At 66.7% G+C, this 20109-nt stretch carries 18 protein-coding genes; 2 read left to right on the forward strand and 16 right to left on the reverse strand.

Annotated features, from left to right (window positions below; translation table 11 throughout):
* Positions 1–93 precede the first annotated feature (93 nt).
* Genes ABS73_RS05740 through ABS73_RS05760 form a run of 5 tightly spaced genes read right to left on the reverse strand, consistent with a single transcriptional unit; the run spans position 94 to position 8132 of the window.
* Positions 94–561, reverse strand: a complete 468-nt coding sequence (locus ABS73_RS05740) for a hypothetical protein (RefSeq protein ID WP_277019764.1) — start codon at positions 559–561, stop codon at positions 94–96.
* 25 nt (positions 562–586) lie between these two features.
* Positions 587–3055, reverse strand: a complete 2469-nt coding sequence (locus ABS73_RS05745; protein ID WP_277019763.1) for a rhamnan synthesis F family protein — start codon at positions 3053–3055, stop codon at positions 587–589.
* A complete protein-coding gene (locus ABS73_RS05750) occupies positions 3042–3503 on the reverse strand; it encodes a hypothetical protein (protein WP_277019761.1) in 462 nt (153 codons plus the stop codon). The genes ABS73_RS05745 and ABS73_RS05750 overlap by 14 nt, the downstream gene beginning before the upstream one ends.
* Positions 3504–3546: 43 nt before the next feature.
* Positions 3547–4947 carry a sulfotransferase family protein gene (locus ABS73_RS05755; protein ID WP_277019760.1) on the reverse strand — a complete coding sequence of 467 codons (1401 nt, stop codon included), beginning with the start codon at positions 4945–4947 and terminating at the stop codon, positions 3547–3549.
* Positions 4947–8132, reverse strand: coding sequence for a glycosyltransferase (locus ABS73_RS05760; RefSeq protein WP_277019759.1), 3186 nt, complete (start codon positions 8130–8132; stop codon positions 4947–4949). Before ABS73_RS05760 ends, ABS73_RS05755 begins: the two co-directional genes overlap by 1 nt.
* 289 nt (positions 8133–8421) lie before the next feature.
* Between ABS73_RS05760 and ABS73_RS05765 the strand changes: the two genes are divergently transcribed.
* Positions 8422–9552 (forward strand): UDP-galactopyranose/dTDP-fucopyranose mutase family protein, encoded by a 1131-nt coding sequence (locus tag ABS73_RS05765; protein WP_277019757.1) that lies wholly within the window; start codon positions 8422–8424, stop codon positions 9550–9552.
* Positions 9553–9627: 75 nt separating this feature from the next.
* Here ABS73_RS05765 and ABS73_RS05770 read toward each other — a convergent pair whose 3' ends face one another.
* Genes ABS73_RS05770 through rfbC form a run of 7 tightly spaced genes read right to left on the reverse strand, consistent with a single transcriptional unit; the run spans position 9628 to position 16391 of the window.
* On the reverse strand, positions 9628–10503 hold the full coding sequence (locus ABS73_RS05770; protein ID WP_277019756.1) for a sulfotransferase family 2 domain-containing protein: 876 nt from the start codon (positions 10501–10503) through the stop codon (positions 9628–9630).
* Positions 10503–11405 carry a glycosyltransferase family 2 protein gene (locus tag ABS73_RS05775; RefSeq protein ID WP_277019754.1) on the reverse strand — a complete coding sequence of 301 codons (903 nt, stop codon included), beginning with the start codon at positions 11403–11405 and terminating at the stop codon, positions 10503–10505. Before ABS73_RS05775 ends, ABS73_RS05770 begins: the two co-directional genes overlap by 1 nt.
* A complete protein-coding gene (locus ABS73_RS05780) occupies positions 11402–13024 on the reverse strand; it encodes a glycosyltransferase (protein WP_277019753.1) in 1623 nt (540 codons plus the stop codon). Before ABS73_RS05780 ends, ABS73_RS05775 begins: the two co-directional genes overlap by 4 nt.
* A 49-nt stretch (positions 13025–13073) precedes the next feature.
* Positions 13074–13946: a glucose-1-phosphate thymidylyltransferase RfbA gene (gene rfbA, locus ABS73_RS05785; RefSeq protein WP_277019751.1), complete on the reverse strand. Its 873-nt coding sequence runs from the start codon at positions 13944–13946 to the stop codon at positions 13074–13076.
* Complete coding sequence (gene rfbD / locus ABS73_RS05790) at positions 13943–14803, reverse strand: dTDP-4-dehydrorhamnose reductase (protein ID WP_277019749.1); 861 nt, start codon at positions 14801–14803, stop codon at positions 13943–13945. The genes rfbA and rfbD overlap by 4 nt, the downstream gene beginning before the upstream one ends.
* Positions 14803–15840 (reverse strand): dTDP-glucose 4,6-dehydratase, encoded by a 1038-nt coding sequence (gene rfbB, locus ABS73_RS05795; protein WP_277019747.1) that lies wholly within the window; start codon positions 15838–15840, stop codon positions 14803–14805. Before rfbB ends, rfbD begins: the two co-directional genes overlap by 1 nt.
* Complete coding sequence (gene rfbC, locus ABS73_RS05800; RefSeq protein ID WP_277019766.1) at positions 15837–16391, reverse strand: dTDP-4-dehydrorhamnose 3,5-epimerase; 555 nt, start codon at positions 16389–16391, stop codon at positions 15837–15839. Before rfbC ends, rfbB begins: the two co-directional genes overlap by 4 nt.
* 181 nt (positions 16392–16572) lie before the next feature.
* Here rfbC and ABS73_RS05805 point away from each other — a divergent pair, with 181 nt between their 5' ends.
* Positions 16573–17553, forward strand: a complete 981-nt coding sequence (locus tag ABS73_RS05805) for a glycosyltransferase (protein ID WP_277019745.1) — start codon at positions 16573–16575, stop codon at positions 17551–17553.
* A 7-nt stretch (positions 17554–17560) separates the two neighbouring features.
* Here ABS73_RS05805 and ABS73_RS05810 read toward each other — a convergent pair whose 3' ends face one another.
* Genes ABS73_RS05810 through ABS73_RS16835 form a run of 4 tightly spaced genes read right to left on the reverse strand, consistent with a single transcriptional unit; the run spans position 17561 to position 20068 of the window.
* Positions 17561–18151, reverse strand: a complete 591-nt coding sequence (locus ABS73_RS05810; RefSeq protein WP_277019743.1) for a hypothetical protein — start codon at positions 18149–18151, stop codon at positions 17561–17563.
* Positions 18148–18972 (reverse strand): lanthanide ABC transporter permease protein PedC, encoded by an 825-nt coding sequence (locus ABS73_RS05815; RefSeq protein ID WP_136854985.1) that lies wholly within the window; start codon positions 18970–18972, stop codon positions 18148–18150. Before ABS73_RS05815 ends, ABS73_RS05810 begins: the two co-directional genes overlap by 4 nt.
* Positions 18969–19694 carry a lanthanide ABC transporter ATP-binding protein PedB/LutE gene (locus ABS73_RS05820; RefSeq protein WP_277019741.1) on the reverse strand — a complete coding sequence of 242 codons (726 nt, stop codon included), beginning with the start codon at positions 19692–19694 and terminating at the stop codon, positions 18969–18971. The genes ABS73_RS05815 and ABS73_RS05820 overlap by 4 nt, the downstream gene beginning before the upstream one ends.
* Positions 19694–20068, reverse strand: a complete 375-nt coding sequence (locus ABS73_RS16835) for a cupredoxin domain-containing protein (RefSeq protein ID WP_423805162.1) — start codon at positions 20066–20068, stop codon at positions 19694–19696. Before ABS73_RS16835 ends, ABS73_RS05820 begins: the two co-directional genes overlap by 1 nt.
* Positions 20069–20109 lie beyond the last annotated feature (41 nt).

Here is a 20109-nt window from a genome sequence, read left to right on the forward strand (position 1 = left end):
TAAAGGTGCTGACATGATTCATCCTTTCTGGGAGGATGAATCACAAGCAGACCCCTTTGGGAATCCCATGATTCCGGTTTTTGCAGAAACGCTTTAGCGCCGCAGAACGCGCATCACCGCCCGCAGCGGCGCCGTCACCCGCCACGAGGTGCTGGACAGAAACGCCGCCTCGCGCTGCGCGGCCTGATCGCGGCAGGCGGCCAGCTGGGCCAGGGCCTGGTCCCGTTCGGCGCTGACCCGTGCAAGGTCATCGGCGCCCTGACGCAGCCTTGCCTCCAACGCGTCGCGGGCCTGCCGGTCGTCCTTGGCGGCGCGCTCGACCCGCGCGGTCAGCTGCGCCAGCGTCTGGCTCAGCGCGTCGGGATCGTCCAGGGCCAGGGCCAGCGACAGCCGCTCGTGCATGTCGCGGACCTGGCGGTCGGCCAAGGGGCGCAGCTGCGCCTCGGCCACCTGGCACCGGCCCTCCAGGATCATCACCTGCTGACGCAGATCGGCCAGCTGCGCCTCGGCGCGGGCCAGATCGGCGCGGTCATCGTCTTGCGGGGCGGGGGGCTGGCTCATCTGCGGGGCCTTCCGGTCTGGGGGGTCATATGCGGGCCTCGTCCGGGTTGTGGATGAACACCGACGCCAGCCCCATCCGGGCCGCGACGGCGGGCCACAGCCGCTCGATCAGGTGATAGACGGTGCCGTCATCGGGGATCGGCTCGGCGGGCCAGGGGTAGTCCTCGGTGAACAGCGCCAGCATCTCGCGCGCGACGTCGGCGCGGGTCCAGAACATGTTGCCCAGCGGAAACAGCAGCGGATGGTCCGGCAGCAGCCCCGGAAACCGGTCGGCCACGCCCGGCAGCAGGGGGCGCTGATCGTCCCAGGACACGACATGCGGATCAAAGGGCGCCACCAGCCCGACACCCGGCGCCGCGATCTGGCCCAGGGCCGAGGACAGCCCCCCGCCATCGCCCAGCAGGACGCGATGCAGGAACCGCCGCCAGCGATCCCCATGCGCCGCCGCGCGCAGCGATTTCTTCTGGTGCAGGTGGCACCAGATCAGATCGTCGCCCGCGGCCCCGCCCCGACCGAACAGCCGCAGGAACGGCAGGATGTCGCGGCCCTGATTGGGCACCACCAACACCTGGACCGTCAGCCCCAGCCCATCGGCCATCGCACCGATCCGCGCGGCCTTGGCGGGGGTATCGGTGGTGATCACGATGCGCGAGGCGCGCGCAAAGGCCAGATGGCCGCCCAGATCGGCGGCCAGATCATCCAGATGAAAGGCATGCATATGGATCGCGAATGGCGGCAGATCCGCGTCGGTGGGCAGGGGTCGGTCATCCTCGATCCGCAGGCGGTGGTGCAGCCAGTTGTCCGATGCGGCAACCACCGCGCGGGCGTGATCCGCATCGCGCCACAGCACGCGGCGGTCCAGGCGGAACAGCTTTTCCCGCTCGCGGCGGCGCCGCGGGCGATCGGCCTCGGACGCGCTGAACAGCTGCGGAATGTCGAACCGGCTCTCTCCGACCGCGGCCAGGCGCTGGCGGGCCAGGCGCATGCGCAGCGCCGACAGGATGGCGTCGCGCCACGGGGCGGGGGCCTGCGGCGGCACCACGGTCGCGGGCGTCGCCGACAGGGCGGTCAGGGCATCCGACGGGTCGCCGGGGGCGACGACGGTGATGAGACCCGCCCGGCGATATCGCGCATCGGCAAAGCCCGTCGCGCGGTCAAGGCAGACCACCGGCAGGCCGTGGGACACCGCGTCGAACACCGCCTCGGGCAGCGCCGCCTGGCGGGCCGACAGGAACATCGCATCGGCGGCCTGCATCACCCGGTCGGCGGGCGGACCGTCGCGCAGCAGGATCACCGGGCCGTCCGCGCACAGGTCCCGCAGATGACGACCAAAGGCCGCATCCCGGCAGGGTTCGTGCCGGTCGAGGCCGGTGCAGACCCAGACGAACAGCATCTCGGGATGGGACCGCGCGGCGATGCGGGCGGCCTGCGCGAACAGGTCCGGGCCATGGCGCCAGTCCAACGGCCCCGTGCCGCAGATGACCCGCCTGCCGTCCAGATCCTGGCCCACGGCCCGCGACAGCGCCGTCCGCGCCGCCTGGCGGTCGGCCGGGGCGACCGTGCCCGCTATCAGCGGGCGGGGCGGAATGACGACGCCGTCCGTTCCTGCATCGGCGCCGACATCGGCCAGACGCCCGGCCCATCGGTCGCGCAGGTGATCGGACGAAAAGACCAGCAGGTCGGCAAAAGCGGTCACGCAACGTGATTTCCAGCGGGCCAGGGGCGGGTCGGGATAATCGGCCAGACAGACCGCGAACGGGATCTCCTGCGCGACCAAAGGGTGCGCGAACAGCGCAGCCTCGGCCGAAGAGAGGATCGCGGTATCGATCCGGTCAAAGCCCGCGTCGTCGATATGGGGCATCTCGCGCAGCGGATGCGGCGTGATCAGGACCGCGCAGCATTCGGGCAGCAGCGTCTCCAGCATGGGTCCGCCCGACAGCGCGGCCAGGATCAGGTTGTGCCCGCCCAGGCCCGGATGCCGCAGCAGATCGACCAGCGCCGGATCGGCACCGGACGCCAGGCTGTGCGTGCAGACCAGCAGCGTGGGCAGGTCCGGGCGCAGCGGTTGCCGCCCCCGGTGCAGGCCCTGATGCAGGTCGGCCAAGGTGCGGCGCCCGCCCTCGACCCAGCCAAAGCGCAGATAATGCATCAGCGGGTTCATGCCCGCCGCGGCGATGTCGGGATACCACTCCAGATAGGTCCGATGAGAGAACCAGGACACCTGCCGATCGACCGGCGCGCCCAGGGCGATCAGCTCATGCGCCAGCTCAAGCGCGTCGGGATTGCCCTCTGCGATCAACGCCCCCAGGGCCGGATGCGTGACCAGCGCGGCCAGCGGCAGGTCGATATGCGGGGCCTGCGCGCGCAGCGCGGCATAGGCGGTGCAATGCGCCCCGGCGGCGCCATCGAACGCCGGGTCCAGACGGAAATCGGGCCGCGCGTCCAGCACCCCCAAAGGCCCCGCCAGCGCCGCCCACAGATCATCCGGGGACATGCGACCCCCCTTGCAGAACCGCCCGCAGAAAGGCGAACCGGCGGGTGTCGCGCATCGGCACGGCCGCCAGACGCATCGCCGCGGGGCGCAGCAGCGGGCTGCCGGCCGCCAGCGGCGACAGGTGGCAGGCCGTGACCCTGCCATTCGCATCGGCCTGCCAGGTCAGGGGTGCGTCGTCGCGCGGCTCTGGCCCGATACCCGCACCGCGGTGATAGCGCAGGGCCCCCGGACGGGTCGCCAGCACATGGCGAAAATGATGTAGGCAATGGGACAGCACCACGAAGGCATCGTCCTGCGCCTGCAGCATGACCAGCCGCAGGACCGCGTCCGGCCCCCCTTCGCCCACCGCCGTCGCCGTGCCCGCAAGGATCACCCCGTCCGGGCTTGACGCCAGCAGATCGGCCAGATCCGAAGGTTGTCGGTGGCCCTGAACGTGGATGATGATCATGCGCCCTCCCCCGGACGGGCCGCGGCCGGATGCGACGGGGCGATCAGCGGCGCCGGACCAGACGGCCCAGAACGCGGACCGGTGCGCTGACCCGCCACGAGGTGCTGGACAGAAACTCCTGGCGCTGGTCGTCCAGCTGACGCCGCAGGGCCTCGACCTCCTTGCGGGTCTGGTCCAGCTGCTGGCGCGCGGCCTCGGCTCCGGCGCTGCGCTGCTGCTGCTCGGCCTTCAGGCGGGCGTTCTGCTGTTCCAGCTGCGTGGCGCGGTTCGTCATGGCCAGCGTGTCGCGCCGGATCGCCGCCAGCGCGGCATCGCGGTCGATCAGGCGGTCGGTCAGCATGTCCAGCTCCTGCAGCTGGCGGGCCTGGTGGGCCTCGGCCTCGGCCTGGGCCTGGCGGGCGGCATCGCGGTCGCGCAGGGCCTCGTCGCGGGCCTGGGTGATCTGGGTTAGGTGCTCGTCCAGCATGGCTTTGTCCTTGGTCGCTTGGGTCAGGCGCGTCTCCAGCGCCGCCTTTTCGGTCTTGAGCGTCTCTTCGCGGGCGCGGGCGGGCGCCAGCTGGGCGGACCGGGCGCGCAGGGCCTGCATGGCCCCCGCGAACAGCCCCTCGGCCTCGTCAAAGGCCGTGGCGATGTCGTCCAGCCGGGCGTGGTCGTCGGCCTGTTCACCCGTGGCGGCCCACCGCTCCAAAATCTCCAGGGTCTGGCGGATCAGGCCGGGCACGCGGCTATCCTCCAGCACCGCCTGCGCGCCGGCGTCGTGATGGCGCAGCGCCCGGTTCACGCGCCCTGCCCCCGCCTCGGCCGGGCGCGGCCAGGGAAAGCCAAAGGCCGCCTCCGACGCGGCGGCGACGGCGGCCGGGTCGCGCAGCAGCGCCTCGTAAGAGGTGAAGTGCCGCACCTCCCCCCGGCTGTGGCGTTCCGCCTGCAGCACCTGCGACAGCCAGGCCAGCAGCGACAGGCCGGGGTCGATGTCGTCGCGCCGCTGCAGCGATGCGCCGATCTCGGAGGGGCTGCGATGGGTGTGCAGATAAACGCAGCGATAGCCCGCATCGCGCAGCACCCCCCGCCAGAACGGCAGCAGCAGGCTGATGCGTGGGTCCTTGAGATAGATCAGCGACCCGTCGCCATATTCCGCCGCGACCACGGCGCGGGCCTTGTCGTGGAACTCGGCCAGGCGGGGCGACAGATGCACGTCGGGGCGCAGCGGGCGCCAGTCGTCCCACCGCGACCCAAGCGCGGTCAGGATCGCGTCGTTCAGCCGGAACACCGGCAGCGATTCGTAATAGCCCGCGGCATTCGTATCGCTCGCCGGCATCAAGGTCGCGGGCCCGCGGCAGCCCAGCCCGTCCAGCATCCCCGCCAGCGAGGACGTCCCCGACCGGTGCATTCCCAGGACGACGACCGCCACCTTGCCGGGGCGGTCCGTATGCGGCTGTTCGGTCATCATCTGCCCTGTTGGATGAGGGCCTGCGGGTTCTGCGCCTGCAGGGCCTGAAGCTGCTGTTGCTTTTCCAGCATTCTTTGGCGGATGACGGCCTGATAGGCGGGACGCGCGACGGCCAGCGCACCCGCGCGGGTGGCGATCGCCTGCTCCAGTTTGCTCACCTGATCCGCTCCTGTCCAGACGCTGGATGGATTGAGGCGATACACCCCCATCACCTTGTCGATAAAGCCGATCTTTCCGATCCTGTCGAGATAGAAGGACATGGATATTTCGTTGAGACGTGGGTGATAAACCTGGTCCGGCATACCACGCAGAACGGAACGCCTCCCCATCAGTGACGAAAAATTGCCGATAAGGTTCAGATGTTCATTCTGCGAAAAATGCCAGCTGGTCAGCAGGGGGGGAAGGCCGTCCTGCCGCTTCAGCACCCGGCGGCTGTTTCGGGCCATGTCGAACAGCTCGATCCGCGAAAAGACCGCCCCCGCCTCGGGGTGAGAGGCCAGGAAATCGGCCTGGCGGGCGTTCTTGTCGGGGTCGGTCCAGTAGTCGTCGCCCTCCAGGATGGCGACGTGGTTGCCCGCCGCCTCGCGGAAGCAATGCTGGTAATTGGCCGAAACGCCCAGATTGCCGCCGGTGCTGATGTTGCGGATGCGGTCGGGATAGCGCGCGGCATAGCGCGCCATGATCCGCGCCGTCCCGTCGGACGAGCCGTCATCGGCCAGCAGGATCTCGTGCGTGTAATCGCCACGCTGTTCCAGCGCGCTCTCGATGGCCTCGACGATGAATTCCTGGTGGTTGTAGCTGAGGATCGCGGTCGAGACAGTCGGACGCGGCGAATGCTTGCTGTGCACCGCAACTCTCGCTTTCAGATAAGACTCCCGTACCGATATACGATCAGCGCTCTGCCCATTTTCATCATCGCTATAATCTAAGAAGACACGAGGCACAGACACAGGGTCCTGATGGCCAGTGAACCGGATTATTAAATCCCAGTCCACAAGTCGACGAAGACTTGGATCAAACCCGCCAAATTGATAGAATAGATCCTTCCGGTGACAAAATGCCCCCAGATCGATATAGTTGTCGCTCAACAAATCCTTGCGTGAAAACCCTCGTGCACCAATTAAATCACCACTAATTTTATTTAAAAGCCGCCCATAAAAACAATCCCTCTTAGGGTGCTCAATTATTGAACTGGAAAGAACGCTTAGAAATTCAGGGCGAACTTCGTTGTCGGTATCAACATAGGCGATCCACTCGTATTTTGCGTGGATAACCCCCGCATTTCTCGCAGCGCTGACGCCAACATTGTCATATAACTTTATGTAGCGCAAACGCCCGCATAGAATTTCTTCTGAAAATTCATTTTGTAAAAGCTCTTCAGTATTATCGGTCGAGGCATCATCAACAATGATAAGCTCAAAAAAGGTGTGGGTTTGAGCCAAAACGGATCGTATTGCCGATACAATACACCACGCGCGATTGCGCGTCGGCATCACAATCGAGAACCCGACCCTGTCAGTATTGAGAAAGCGTGAGACAAGGACATCAGATATTGCAGCTGAGAAAATTGCAGGTGAATTTTCACGCAGCCAAACCAGTAGAGGCCTAATTCCCTCAAAATTACTTTGCGTCTGGCGCAAAGCCTTTACCTTTACTAAGGGCAAGCCCATTTCAATCGCCCTAACCGGATGGGCAGAAATGTTCCGGTAGGTTGGGTCTTTCTCATGAGCACCCTTAAGGCGGTTTTCAACCATAGCTCCAAAAGTGTATCCTGCATCCGAAAGCGTTTTAGTCAAGCCGATCTCATATTTCATGATGACCTGCTGGACGTTTGGCTGTTTGGTGATGCCTTCGATGAAATTGCGGAAAACCGGCGACTGGAACACATGCCAGCCCAGCACCACGAAAAAGCTTTGCAGATGCGGGTGGAATTCCTGGCTGTCGGTGGCGCCCCAGAAATCCAGGTGCCGCGACTCCATCCGTTCGAACATGGGGGCAAAGCTGCCCACCGGGCCGAAACAGCTGTCGTTGCACAGAATCAGGTCGTCGGCCTCGTCCAGCCAACCGGCCTGCCGCGCCCAGGCCACGCCGCGCTTGTAGGAACCGAAATCGTATTCGCCATGCCGTTCGGCGATGACATGGTCCGCCAGCTTGGCCAGCACCTCGCGGCGGAGGGGCCCGATGGTGTTGTCGCAGACCACCACGATGCGGTCCACAAAGGGCCGCAGCCCCTCCAGATAGGGTTGGACCTGCGGGGGCAGCACGCCGTCGCCGCTGTAGCTGGCAAAGACCGCCACCCGGCGCCGCTTGGGCACCGTGCGGCTGCGCTGGCGGCGGCGGCGCGCGGCCTCCAGCTCTGACAGGGTGTCGGTAATGGGGATGCGTTCGCGCGACATCGTCGCCGGAAAGCCGGTGACCCGCTGCGGCAGGACGTCCCCGTCGCGCTGATCGCTGAGCAGCACGGTGCCGCCGTCGATGGCGACCAGCATGCCGAACAGACGCTCCAGCACAAGGGCGGGGGTGCCGTCATCGGCATAGGCGCCCGGCTGCCAGTCGATCTGCAGCGCCTTGAGCCGCAGCAGGATGCCCGTGCGGATCCAGAAGCAGGTGCCCGCGACAAAGCCCCAGTCCTGGCTACGGAAATCAAACCCCTGCAGCAGCGGCCCGGCCAGGTCGTCGATGCCGTCCGCGTTCTTCCACAGATAGGCCGGGCCATAGAGGAACAGCTGCCGCGCGCCCGCCAGCATCACCTGCGGATCGCCGCGAAAGCCCGCGATGATCTGATCGACCTGCCGGCGCGACCCCAGCACCCCGCCCAGCAGCGTCCGGCGCCAGGCCTCGGGCATCTTGAGGCCCTTTTTGGAGTGGATCTTGCAGACAAAGCCGTAGCGGGCCAGATCCACCTGGTCCATCAGCTGCATCAGCGCGCCGACATCCTGGCCCAGGTTCTGCACAGGCACCAGCTGCGCGCCCTCAAAGCGGTCGGCGATGCGCTGGCGGTCCTCCGGCGACAGCGTGTCCGCGAAGGTCACGAACCGGTCGGCATCGGCGGGAAAGTTCCCGCAGGCCGCCGACAGGTCGTCCAGCGTGTCCAGGTGCCAGACATGGACGATCAGGGCAAAGGCGTCGGGGTTGCGGTCGGTGGGCGCGGGCAGGGTCAGGTCCGGGATTTCTTCGGGCACCGGTCAGGGCTCCTCTGGGCGGCGGTCGGCGGAGGGCGGCCGCGTGTCGTCGGTTTCGCAGGCCGGCGCGCGGTCCCGCATGGGTTCACGCCAAAACGGCAGGCATGCTGCCCCCTAGCACAGGCGCCCCCGACACCACCAGAGGTTGCCGAACCGAACGGGGCAGATGAGCGCCCCTGCGCGTAATCCCACCAAAGGGCCGGTCGGACTGCCCGGTTGGATCGCAGGGCAAGCACGGCTATAGCAGGGCACGGCAGGGTGGCTGCCGGGCAGCGGACAGGACGGGATGATGAGGATACTTCTGGTGGGCGCGGGGCTGTCGGGGGCCGTGATCGGGCGGGCCCTGGCCGAGGCGGGGCACGATTGCCGCATCATCGATGCGCGGCCCCATATCGCGGGCAACTGCCACACCGAACGCGATGCCGAGACCGGCGTGATGATGCATGTCTATGGCCCGCACATCTTTCACACCGACGACGCGGGCGTGTGGGATTACGTCAACCGCTTTGCCCGCTTTCTGCCGTTCCAGAACCGGGTCAAGACGACCGCGCAGAGCCGGGTCTATTCGCTGCCCGTGAACCTGCTGACGATCAACCAGTTCTTCGGCACCACCCTACGCCCCGAAGAGGCCCGCGCCCTGATCGAGAGCAAGGCCGACACCACCATCACCGACCCGCAGACCTTTGAGGAGCAGGCGCTGCGTTTCGTCGGCCCCGAACTGTATGAGGCGTTCTTCAAGGGCTATACCGAAAAGCAGTGGGGCTGTTCGCCAACCGAACTGCCCGCCTCGATCCTCAAGCGGCTGCCGGTGCGGTTCAACTATGACGACAACTATTTCTTCCACCGCTTCCAGGGCATGCCGCAGGACGGCTACAGCGCGATGGTCGCGGCGATCCTGGACCACCCGCGCATCAGCGTCGATCTGGACACGGCCTATCATCCCGACATGGCGGCGCAGGCCGATCATGTGTTCTGGTCGGGGCCGCTGGACGGGTATTTCGACTATCGGTTGGGGCGGCTTGGCTATCGCACGCTGGATTTCGAGCGGTTCACCCATCAGGGCGACTATCAGGGCTGCGCGGTGATGAATTACGGCGACCGCGACGTGCCCTATACCCGCATCACCGAACACAAGCATTTCAGCCCCTGGGAAAGCCACGAGGGCTCGGTCTGCTATCGCGAATATTCCCGCGCGGCAGAGCCTGGCGACACGCCCTATTACCCGATCCGCCTGGTCGAGGAAAAGGCGCTGCTGGAGCAGTATGTCGACCTGGCCCGTGCGACGCCGGGAGTGACCTTCGTGGGCCGCCTTGGCACCTATCGCTATCTGGACATGGACGTGACCATCCGCGAGGCGCTGGACACCGCCCAGGCCTTCTCTCAGGGACCGGCCCCGGCCTTCCTGCGCGATCCACTGTGACCGGGCGCCCCGGCGCCACGGGGGTGGCGCCGTCCTGAAACTAATCGCCAGGAGGCTGGTGAAAGCATGGGTCGCTTAAGCGGAATCAGCAGCCGCGTAGAGATGCATCATCAAGGCATGGATCTTGCAGTCGTTATGATTGCGATCCAATATCAGCTGGCGAACAGATTCAGATAGTTCCTCCGCAGGCTTTGAGCCGACATTCGCATGATATTCTTGGATAGGCGGTAGCCCATGTGATCGAGATAGATATGACAGTGACTGGCCTAACCGCTCTGTCACGCCAATAAAGCTATAATAAGCTGTTAGCTTTCTCAAAACGTCTTCAAAGGACGAGACCATCCCAATGGCTTGCGTCAATTGAACATCAAAATCAGTGCTTCCGATGTAACCTTCAATGGTAGGGTGACGCTTAATAAAATCCTTGTGTGCAGGATGTGCTTCTGAACTGTTATAATTAAAGTTCGAAATCATGCGCTGAACAGGATCACGCAAAATCGTCCCTGATTTGACTGGCAATTCCTGATTGTGCCAGAACTGTATTTCAGCCCAACCATAATGGCCTATAATAACCTGGCGTACATTAGCCCTCGACTGCATGTAGGCAGCCCTACGCGCCAGTTTGCGGAAGGAGGCCCCCGCATTATTCCATTCGACACCGTAAAAGTGGTCAAAGGTTTGTTGCAGAGCCTTACCTACAGACATTCCAGCTGTCTTAGGAATATGCACGAAGAGCATCGTATCAGAATTGGCTTGAAACTGGTTCGGAGAAACCATCGCAGGCGAAAAGCGCTTGACGAAATCGGACATCACGGGAGATGACACACCGAACTCGGACGCTAGGCGGTCAATCATAGCTGGATCAGGCCGAACTGGCTGGGGCATCTTCAAGGCACGCCCGCGAGCGGCCAATCTAGAAGCCATGCGCCGCAGAGAGGAATCTTGGGTCATCACGTCACTCGCTCGATAGCAGGTCGGAAGGAATAACCTTTCAGGATAGCGCGGTAAATGGCCCGCCGCAGGGGGCGGGCCACGCCGCCGCCACGCATCTGGCGACGCACGCCGTAAGCATAGGCCAGCACGCTGAGCATCCCCGCCTCGCGGCGGCGGAACGAGGTCTCGTTGCGGGCGCCATACCTGAACTTCCACAGGGTCTTGTCATCCACCAGGGCAAAGTTCACGCCCTTGTTGTCCGGGGTGTCATGGGTCACCACGCTTTCGGGCACGAAGATGCCGGGATAGCTGCGCGCGATGCGGCGGGTGTATTCGGCATCGTCGAACCAGATGAAATAATCGGCGATGGGCAGGCCATGCTCCGTGACCGCCCATCGCGGGATCATCACCGAAACAAAGGACGCGCTGTCCACCAGCGCCCAGGCCTGCCCGGGCTGAACGAACCGCGCCCAGTCCCAGACCGGCCGCGGGCAGTTCATCTCGCACAGCGACCCGTCGATCCATTCGACACGCGAACAGGCAAAGCTGGGCCGCCAGCCGGTCTGCGTCTGAAAGCCCATCAGCGCGTCATGCAGCGCGCCGATCGCGTCGGGCTGCGGATAGGCGTCGTCATCCGAGACCCAGAAATACTGCGCGCCCAGCTGATAGGCGGCCTTGATCCCGGCATGGAACCCGCCCGCGCCGCCGATATTCTCGGGCAGGCGCAGATGGCGGATGGTCGGGTCGGCCTGGGCGCGGGCCTGGACCAGCGCCGCCGTGTCGTCGGTCGAGGCATTGTCGACCACCAGCACGATGTCGGGCCGCATGGTCTGGGCCGCCAGCGCGTCCAGCACCTTCATCAGCTTGGCCGAGCGGTTGAAGGTCACGATCACCGCCGCGGTCATGGTCAGCACGCTCATGCGCCTCCTCCCTCGGCGATGCGGCGATAGACGGGGGTCAGAACCTCCTCGGCGGTCGGGTCGGCGGATAGGCGCGCCCAGGCCTGCTGCAGCCCGTCCTTGTGACGCGCCAGCAGGTCGGCGTCGCGCCACATCGCATCCACGGCCGCGACCGTCTGGCCGATGGTGGCGCGCGGCGCCAGCGGCACCAGCAGCCCCTCGGGCAGCACCTCGTCCTGAGAGCCCACGCGGGTCGAGATCGGGATGCAGCCATGCGCCACGGCCTCATAGCACACCAGCGCCAGCCCCTCGTTGCTCGAAGGCAACAGCAGGATGTCGGACCGGCCCAGCAGCGCGGGAATGTCGGTCTTGCCCGGCAGCATCGCCACCTTGCCCGACAGCCCGTGGCGGCGCAGAAGGGCCACCAGCGTCGCCTCAAACGGGCCCTCGCCCACGATGGTCGCGCTCAGCGTCACGCCGTTGCGGGTGGCCCAGGCATCCAGCGCGCGCAGGCATTCGACCACGACCACCGGCCGCTTCTGGTAATAAAGCCGCCCGATAAAGCTGACATGCAGCGTCTTCTGACCGGCCGTCAGGCGCAGCGGTGGCAGGCTGGCGGCCGTGTCGTCGCGATCCAGCATGCGGCCCAGAACCACCTGCCCCGCCGGCGCGTGAAAGGTCCCCTGCATGTAATCGACCAGTTCGCGGCTGATGACATGCTGCATGTCCAGATAGTTGGACCAGACCCCCGAGATGCGCGGATAGCCCCCGTTCGCGTATTCGATGATATGGGTGCTGTCGATCGTCTGCACCCAGGGCAGGTGCATGCGCAGCATCGGCAGGCTGTCATACAGCGGCGTACAATGATGGATATGCACCGCGCGGATGTTCTCGGCCAGGGCCAGCCTTTCGACATAGCGCGGCCACAGCGCATGGGGCAGATAGCGGTCCAGCCGGATGAAGGTCACGTCTGGGTGGTCCGGCAGCCGGTCGGCCAGCCGCTGGATCGACGGGATCGAGGCCACCACGAACACCCGCAGCCCCGCCGCCAGCGCCCACCGCACCGTGTCAAAGCCCAGCTTTTCGGCGCCGCCCATCTCCAACCAGTGCATGCCGATCAGGATGGCGGGCCGCTTGTCCGAGGCCGGGGGCCGGGGCGTGCCGATCAGCGCCGACCCGCGCCCCAGGGGCCTGGCCACCCGGTCGGCCCGGCGGTCGGCCCGCCGCTTGCGCAGCATCTCGGCGCCATAGCGCATCTGCTCATAGGCCAGGGGGCTGGCGCGGAACAGCCAGTCCAGGCGGCGGATCGGGCGCCAGGGCGCATCGGTCTGGCGCAGCTCTCCGGGGGTCGGCGGGCGCGGGATGGCCAGGCGGATGGTCACCTCGGGCGCGTCGGGATGGGGGCCGGGACAGGTGATGGTCCCCAGATAGTCGGCGCCCAGATCCTGCGGGCGCGGCAGATGCGGCCCCTCGGTCACCTCAGGGCGGGCCCAGACCGGATCGTGCCCCATGGACAGCACGAAATGCAGCCGCCGGGTCGGAAACAGGGTCCGATAGATCCCGCGCGCCTCGGCGATGGATGCGGCGACATGGGCGGCCAGGGCCGGGTCGGCGGGTTTCTGGGATGCAAGCTCGGACATGGGCGTCGTCAATCCATGGGGCCGGCCATCGGGCGGGCCGGGTGTGGGGTCAGTCGATCAGGCGCAGCAGATAGGCGCCGTAATCGTTCTTGGCGAACCGGGCGGCGCGTTCGCGCAGCTGATCGTCGCTGATCCAGCCGGCCTCATGGGCGATCTCCTCGGGGCAGCCGGTCTGCAGGCCCTGGCGGTTCTCCAGCGTGCGCACGAAGTTTCCGGCATCCAGCAGGCTGGCATGGGTGCCCGTGTCCAGCCAGGCGAAACCGCGGCCCATACGCTCGACCGTCAGGCTGCCGTCATGCAAGTAGCTCTCCAGCAGGGTCGTGATCTCCAGCTCTCCGCGGGGCGATGGCTGGACGGCGCGGGCGCGGGCGGGCGCAGTGCCGTCCAGGAAATACAGCCCCGTCACCGCATAGTCCGAGGGCGGCATCGTCGGTTTCTCGATGATCGCGCGGGCGCGCATCTGGTCGTCGAAATCCACCACGCCATAGCGTTCCGGGTCCGACACGCGATAGCCAAAGACCGTCCCGCCGCTGTCGCGCCCATCCGCCGAGGCCAGCAGTTCGGGCAGGCCGTGCCCGAAGAAGATGTTGTCGCCCAGCACCATCGCGGAGGGGCTGCCCGCCAGGAAATCCTCGGCCAGGATATAGGCCTGCGCCAGGCCGTCCGGGCTGGGCTGGATGATATAGGTGAAGCGGATCCCCCATTGGCTGCCATCGCCCAGCAGGCGGCGGAACTGGTCCTGATCCTCGGGGGTGGTGATGATCGCGATGTCGCGGATGCGGGCCAGCATCAGCACCGTGATCGGATAGTAGATCATCGGCTTGTCATACAGCGGCAGCAGCTGTTTCGACACACCCATGGTGATGGGATACAGCCGCGTGCCCGACCCGCCTGCCAGGATGATGCCCTTGCGCTGTGTCATGCCTTGTCCTTCAGTTGGTCCAGAACGCGGGCCAGCCCGGCCCGCCAGTCGGGGCGCGCGATCCCGAAATCGCGCGCGATGCGCCCGCAATCCAGCCGCGAATTCAGCGGCCGCGCGGCAGGCGTCGGATAGTCGGATGAGGGGATGTCGGCCACCTGCGCGCCTAGGGACGCCTGCGCCATGATCTCGCGCGCGAAATCGGCCCAGGAGGCGTTGGGGGCGCCGGCAAAGTGATAGATGCCGCCCGTGGTGTCGGGCCGGTCGCGCATGACGCGGATCATCCGCAGGGCGGCGCTTGCGATGTCGGCGGCGGGGGTCGGCCCGCCGATCTGGTCGGCCACCACCGTCAGCCGGTCCCGCTCCGCCCCAAGGCGTAGCATCGTTTTCACGAAATTCGCGCCATGGGCGGAAAACACCCAAGAGGTCCGCATCACGGCCCACCGGCCGCCCGCGGCGGCCACGCCCTGCTCTCCGGCCAGCTTGGTCGCGCCATAGACGCCCAGGGGCGCGGTCGGCGCATCCTCGGCCCGCGGCTGATCGCCCGATCCGTCAAAGACATAATCGGTCGAGATATGCAGGAACGGGATGCCCAATTCGGCGCAGGCCTGCGCCATCGCGGTGGGGGCGTCGGCATTGACCAGGCGGGCGGTGTCCGCATCCGTCTCGGCCCGGTCCACGGCGGTATAGGCGGCGGCGTCGATGACCGCGCGGGGACGCGCCTCGCGGATCGCCGCGGCACAGGCGGCGGGGTCGGTCAGGTCGGCACGGTCGCGGCCAAGGAAGGTCGCCTCCGGGGCCAAGGCGGCCAGTTCCCGCGCGACCTGGCCCGTGCGGCCAAAGACCAGCAATCCCTGCATCACGCGGTCCCCAGGCGCTTACCCACGCCCTCGCGGTCCAGCAGCGGCTGCCACCAGTCGCGATTGGCCAGGTACCATTCGACCGTGCGGCGCAGCCCCTCCTCGACCGTCACGGACGGGCGCCAGCCCAGTTCCGTGCGGATGCGGGTCGGGTCGATCGCATAGCGGCGGTCATGGCCGGGACGGTCCGTCACAAAGGTGATCAGGTCGGCATGGGGCGCGCCTGCAGGGTGTAGGTCGTCCATATGCGCGCAGATGGTGCGGACCAGGTCGATATTCGTGGCCTCGTTCTCTCCGCCGATGTTGTAGCTGCGGTTCAGCTGGCCCTTTTCCAGGACCAGCAGCAGCGCGTCGGCGTGATCCTCGACATACAGCCAGTCGCGGATGTTGCCGCCATCGCCATAGACCGGGATCGGCTGGCCCGACAGCGCCTTGAGGATCACCACCGGCACCAGTTTTTCGGGGAAGTGATAGGGGCCGTAATTGTTGGAACAGTTGGTCAGCACGACCGGCAGGCCATAGGTCTCGGCCCAGGCGCGGACCAGATGGTCGGACCCCGCCTTGCTGGCCGAATAGGGGCTGCGCGGGTCATAGGGGGTGGTTTCCGTGAACTGCCCCGTCTCGCCCAGCGAGCCGAAGACCTCGTCGGTCGAGATGTGGTGAAACCGAAAGCTGTCGGGCTTGCCCTGGGCCGTCCAATAGGCGCGGGCGGCCTCCAGCATGTTGAACGTGCCGATCACGTTGGTCTCCACGAAAGCCGCCGGGCCGTCGATGGACCGGTCCACATGGCTTTCCGCGGCCAGGTGCATGATCGCGTCGGGGCGGTGATCCGCCAGGATGCGGTCCAGCGCGGCGCGGTCGCGGATATCGGCCTGCTCGAACGCATAGCGGTCGGACTGCGCGGCTTGGGCCACGTTCTCCAGGTTCGCGGCATAGGTCAGCGCGTCCAGGTTCACGACGTGATGGCCGCGCGCGATGGCCAGGCGGACGACGGCAGAGCCGATGAAGCCGGCGCCGCCGGTGATCAGGATCTTCATGGCGTCACCTCGAACGGGCTGGTCCAGTCGGCAAAGGCCGGGGCGGCGCGGTCCTTGTCCGACAGAAGCGGGTCGTCCACGCCCCAGTCGATGCCCAGGCTGTCCCAGGCAACCGCCCCATCCGACGCGCGGTCGTAATGGTCGGTGCATTTGTAGACGATTTCAGTGTCAGGCTCTCGCGTCACGAACCCGTGCAGAAAGCCTGCGGGAATCCACAGCTGGCGCCCGTTCTCGAAGGACAGCTCGGTCCCGAACCACTGGCCAAAGGTCGGGCTGCCGCGGCGCGCATCGACGGCCACGTCGAACAGGCGGCCCCGGCCGCAGCGCACCAGCTTGCCCTGCGCATGGGGCGGCGCCTGATAGTGCAGGCCGCGCAGCGTGCCCACCTGCATCGACATCGAATGGTTGTCCTGCACGAATTCGGGCAGGTCGACGCCCGCCTGCATCAGCGTGCGCCGGTTCCAGCTTTCGGAGAAGAACCCCCGCGCGTCGCCATGCCGCGCAGGTGTCAGGATCAGCACGCCGGAAAGCGGGGTGGACTCAATCTGCATCATCGCCTCGGGTCTTGAATGTGGGTGCTGTTTAGGGCCACGCGCCGCGAATGTCAGCCCCATCCGGGCCGGAAAGCCCGGCGATGCGCGGGCCGGGGCCGCGGTTGCCGCGCCAAGGCGCTTCGTGGTATCGCCCGCCCCGACCCGCCGGCCCCCGCCGGCCCAGACAAGAGCGGCACGCATGGCCCCCTTCCGACCCTCGATCACCGCCGTGGTCGTCACGCATGACCGGCTGGACAAGCTGTCCGTGACCCTGACGCGGCTGCTGGAGCAGCCGGTGCAGCGGGTGATCGTGGTGGACAACGCCTCGACCGACGGAACCGCCGCCTGGTTGGCCGCGCAGGGCGACCCGCGCCTGCTCGTGCATCGCTGCGACAGCAACCTGGGCGGCGCGGGCGGGTTTTCCGTGGGCATGCGGCTGGCCCGGGACGAGGGCCCTTCGGACTGGACGGTGGTCATGGACGATGACGGCCGCCCTGCCCCGGGCGCCTTTGACGCCTTTTACGCGCTTGACCTGACAGGCTGGGACGCCATCGGCGCGGCGGTGTTCCACCCCGACGGAAGCATCTGCGAGATGAACCGCCCCTATCGCAACCCGTTCTGGCATCCCGGCGCCTTTCTGCGCACGCTGGCGCGGATGCCCCTGGGGCGCGGGCGCCGCGGCTTTCACCTGACCGATGCCGAATACCGCGCCGACGGCCCAATCCTGCCCGTAGACATGAGCAGTTTCGTCGGCCTGTTCCTGTCGCGCGCGGCGCTGCAGCGGGCGGGCCTGCCCGATCCGCGCCTGTTCATATATGGCGACGATCAACTTTATACGCTGCTGATGCGTCGCCAGGGCCTGCGCATCGGCTTTGCGCCGCAGGTGCGGTTCGATCATGACACCACCGCCGTGCAGGGTCAGGGCGGCGTCGTGCTGCGGCCCCTGTGGAAGGTGTTCTACATGTATCGCAACGCGCTGATGGCCTATCGCGTGGCGGCGGGGCCGTGGTTCTGGCCGCTGGTGCCGCTGCTGTTGCGCAAATGGCGCCGCAAGGCCGCCGATTACGGCCCCGACGCGGCGCTGTTCCGCACCATCCTGGATCAGGCCGTGCGCGACGGGCTGGCCGCGCGGCTGGACCGCACCCATGATGAGGTGTTGCGCCTGACCCGCCCCGACTAGGCGCGGGTCAGTCCAGGTGGCCCGCGATGGCGCGGCCCAGGGCAAAGACCCGCTGTTCCAGGATCACCGGCGTCTCGCAGACATAGGTCAGCGACTGCTGGCGTTCGGTAAAGATCCGCTGTTCCCAGTCCAGAGCCTTTTCCTCGGCGTCGATGGCGTCGAAATCGGGCGGGTCGGCGGCCTCCAGGGCGGCCATGCGGGCGCGGCGGTCCTCGATGCGCAGGGACAGGTTCAGCTGGGACTGGCCATAGCGCGCGATGCCCCCGATCAGCGCGCCGCGGTCGCTGTCGATGCGGTCAAAGATCGCCTGCATCAGCGCGACCAGCTGGGCCTGCGACGCCCCGGCGGCGAAATCGGCGATCTCGGCCTCGGCCTGATCCAGCGGCAGGCGGCGCTGTTCCAGCCGTTCGGCCAGGCGGGCGATCTGCGGGTCGCGGACCAGGGCCAGCGCCTCCTCGTCCGGCAGGGGGCCCGTCCAGACCTGCCCCATCGACAGGTTCGGCTGCTTGCGCTGGATGCAGGGCCAGTCGGGGTCGGTGCCCGCCGCGCCAAAGGCGGGGCCTGCCAGCAGCGCCAGGGCCAAGGTGATGCGGATCATGCGGGGCCTCCTTTCCGGCGGGCCCAGAGGCCCTTTTGCGGATCATACATGAACACCGCCGCGCCAAAAAACCCCGCCAAACATCCTAGGACCACCGCCAGAGAGGTCCATTCGACGCGCAGATACAGCGCAAAGCGGATCAGTTCGACCGCATGGGTGAACGGGTTGAAGCGGCAGATGTCGTATAACAGCGGGCTGCTCTCGCGCATGCGCCACAGCGGATAGAGCGCGGACGAGGCGAAGAACATCGGAAAGATCACGAAGTTCATGACGCCCGCGAAATTCTCCAGCTGGCGGATGGCGCTGGACAGGAACAGCCCCATCGCGCCCAGCATCAGCCCCGACAGGATCAGCGCCGGGATCACCGCGACATAGCCCCAGACGGGCGGGCGGATGCCCCACCAATAGGCGATCGCCAGAAAGGTGAAGACCTGGATGATCGACACGATCACCCCCGCGATCAGCTTGGACCCCAGCAGGAACCAGCGCGGGAAGGGGCTGACCAGCAGGGTGCGCATGGCCCCGGTCTCTCGGTCATAGACCATCGACAGCGACGATTGCATGCCGTTGAACAGCTGGATCATCGCGACCAGTCCGGGGGTCACATAGACCTCGTAGAGGACATAGGTCTGATAGGGCGGCGTGATCGACAGGCCCAGCACAGCACGGAACCCGGCGGCAAAGATGAACAGCCAGACCAGCGGCCGCACCAGCGCCGCCAGAAACCGGCCCCGCTGATTGACAAAACGCAGCGTCTCGCGCCGGGCGATGCCCAGGAACGCGGTCAGCCAGCCGCGCGCATGGGCGGTGGGCGGGGTCACGGCGCCACCCCGGTCAGGTCCAGAAAGGCGCGGGTCAGCCCCTGCGCGCCCGCGATATCGCGCGCCGGGCCGTGGCGCAGCACCGCGCCGCGATGCAGGATCACCAGGTCGTCGGCGGGGTCGATCTCGTCCATGATATGCGTGGCCCACAGCGCGGACACCCCGTCGCGCGCGATCAGCCGGCGGGTCAGGGCCAGCACCTCGGCCCGCGATTTGACGTCCAGGCCCACGGTCGCCTCGTCCAGCAGCAAGAGGTCGGGGCGGTGGATCAGGGCGCGCGCGATCTCGGCCCGGCGCGACTGGCCGCCCGACAGGGCGGTGACGCGGGCATCGGCGCGGTCGGCCAGATCGACCTGAGCCAGGACCGTGTCGATGCGGGGCCGGGCCAGGCGGCCGGGAATGCCGTGCAGGCTGGCGTGATAGATCAGGTTCTGGCGGATGGTCAGGTCGGCATCCATCGCGCGGCTTTGGAACACCACGCCCAGACGGGCCAGCGCCCGCGACGGTTCGCGCCGCAGGTCGTGGCCGCCGACCCGTATCGTGCCGGATCGGTTGTTATAAAGCCGCGTGATCAGCGAGAACAGCGTCGTCTTGCCCGCGCCATTCACGCCCAGCAGGGCGGTGAACCCGCCCTGCGGAACGGTCAGAGACACGTCCTTCAGCGCCTGGACGGCGCCGAAGCTGTGGCTGACATTGTCGATCTGCAGGGCGGGCGCGGTCATTACTGGATGTTGAACACGGCCTGCAACGTGTCCCCCGATGAGCCGGGCACAGACAGCGTATAGCGCCCCGGCAGCACCGCGATAAAGCTCAGCCGCGCGGTTCCCGCACTGTCGAACTCGATGCTGTGGACGCCCATCGGGCGGATCTCGATATCCTCGATGACGATCTCGTTGATCCAGATGGCGCGGAAGAAATCGCCCCCCGACAGGGCCAACTCCTGGCTGCCGTCGGCGTTGATCTCGATCCGATAGTATCCGCCGGACTTGATCGTGTATTCACCCCCGGCGACAGGTTGTCCCGAGGCAAGCGTCAGGGGCGCCAGATCGGTGCGGTTCTGCCGGTCCAAAAGCCCCGAGAACCCGTATTCGTGCATGCCGCCGGCCTCATAGACACCGCCACCCTCCTCTGCTGCGG

Origin of the sequence: Paracoccus sp. SCN 68-21 (assembly GCF_001724535.1) — a bacterium.
In the GTDB taxonomy this organism is placed as follows: domain Bacteria; phylum Pseudomonadota; class Alphaproteobacteria; order Rhodobacterales; family Rhodobacteraceae; genus Paracoccus; species Paracoccus hibiscisoli.

Bases quoted from the DNA above. Each gene is read 5' to 3' on its own strand.
- ABS73_RS16835 (WP_423805162.1), bottom strand. From the start codon at position 20,068: ATGCACGAATACGGGTTCTCGGGGCTTTTGGACCGGCAGAACCGCACC.
- ABS73_RS05805 (WP_277019745.1), top strand. From the start codon at position 16,573: ATGGCCCCCTTCCGACCCTCGATCACCGCCGTGGTCGTCACGCATGAC.
- rfbA (WP_277019751.1), bottom strand. From the start codon at position 13,946: ATGACACAGCGCAAGGGCATCATCCTGGCAGGCGGGTCGGGCACGCGG.
- ABS73_RS05750 (WP_277019761.1), bottom strand. From the start codon at position 3,503: ATGATCATCATCCACGTTCAGGGCCACCGACAACCTTCGGATCTGGCC.
- ABS73_RS05765 (WP_277019757.1), top strand. From the start codon at position 8,422: ATGAGGATACTTCTGGTGGGCGCGGGGCTGTCGGGGGCCGTGATCGGG.
- ABS73_RS05780 (WP_277019753.1), bottom strand. From the start codon at position 13,024: ATGTCCGAGCTTGCATCCCAGAAACCCGCCGACCCGGCCCTGGCCGCC.
- ABS73_RS05775 (WP_277019754.1), bottom strand. From the start codon at position 11,405: ATGAGCGTGCTGACCATGACCGCGGCGGTGATCGTGACCTTCAACCGC.
- ABS73_RS05770 (WP_277019756.1), bottom strand. From the start codon at position 10,503: ATGACCCAAGATTCCTCTCTGCGGCGCATGGCTTCTAGATTGGCCGCT.
- ABS73_RS05740 (WP_277019764.1), bottom strand. From the start codon at position 561: ATGAGCCAGCCCCCCGCCCCGCAAGACGATGACCGCGCCGATCTGGCC.
- rfbC (WP_277019766.1), bottom strand. From the start codon at position 16,391: ATGCAGATTGAGTCCACCCCGCTTTCCGGCGTGCTGATCCTGACACCT.
- ABS73_RS05810 (WP_277019743.1), bottom strand. From the start codon at position 18,151: ATGATCCGCATCACCTTGGCCCTGGCGCTGCTGGCAGGCCCCGCCTTT.
- ABS73_RS05755 (WP_277019760.1), bottom strand. From the start codon at position 4,947: ATGACCGAACAGCCGCATACGGACCGCCCCGGCAAGGTGGCGGTCGTC.
- ABS73_RS05820 (WP_277019741.1), bottom strand. From the start codon at position 19,694: ATGACCGCGCCCGCCCTGCAGATCGACAATGTCAGCCACAGCTTCGGC.
- ABS73_RS05745 (WP_277019763.1), bottom strand. From the start codon at position 3,055: ATGTCCCCGGATGATCTGTGGGCGGCGCTGGCGGGGCCTTTGGGGGTG.
- rfbD (WP_277019749.1), bottom strand. From the start codon at position 14,803: ATGCAGGGATTGCTGGTCTTTGGCCGCACGGGCCAGGTCGCGCGGGAA.
- rfbB (WP_277019747.1), bottom strand. From the start codon at position 15,840: ATGAAGATCCTGATCACCGGCGGCGCCGGCTTCATCGGCTCTGCCGTC.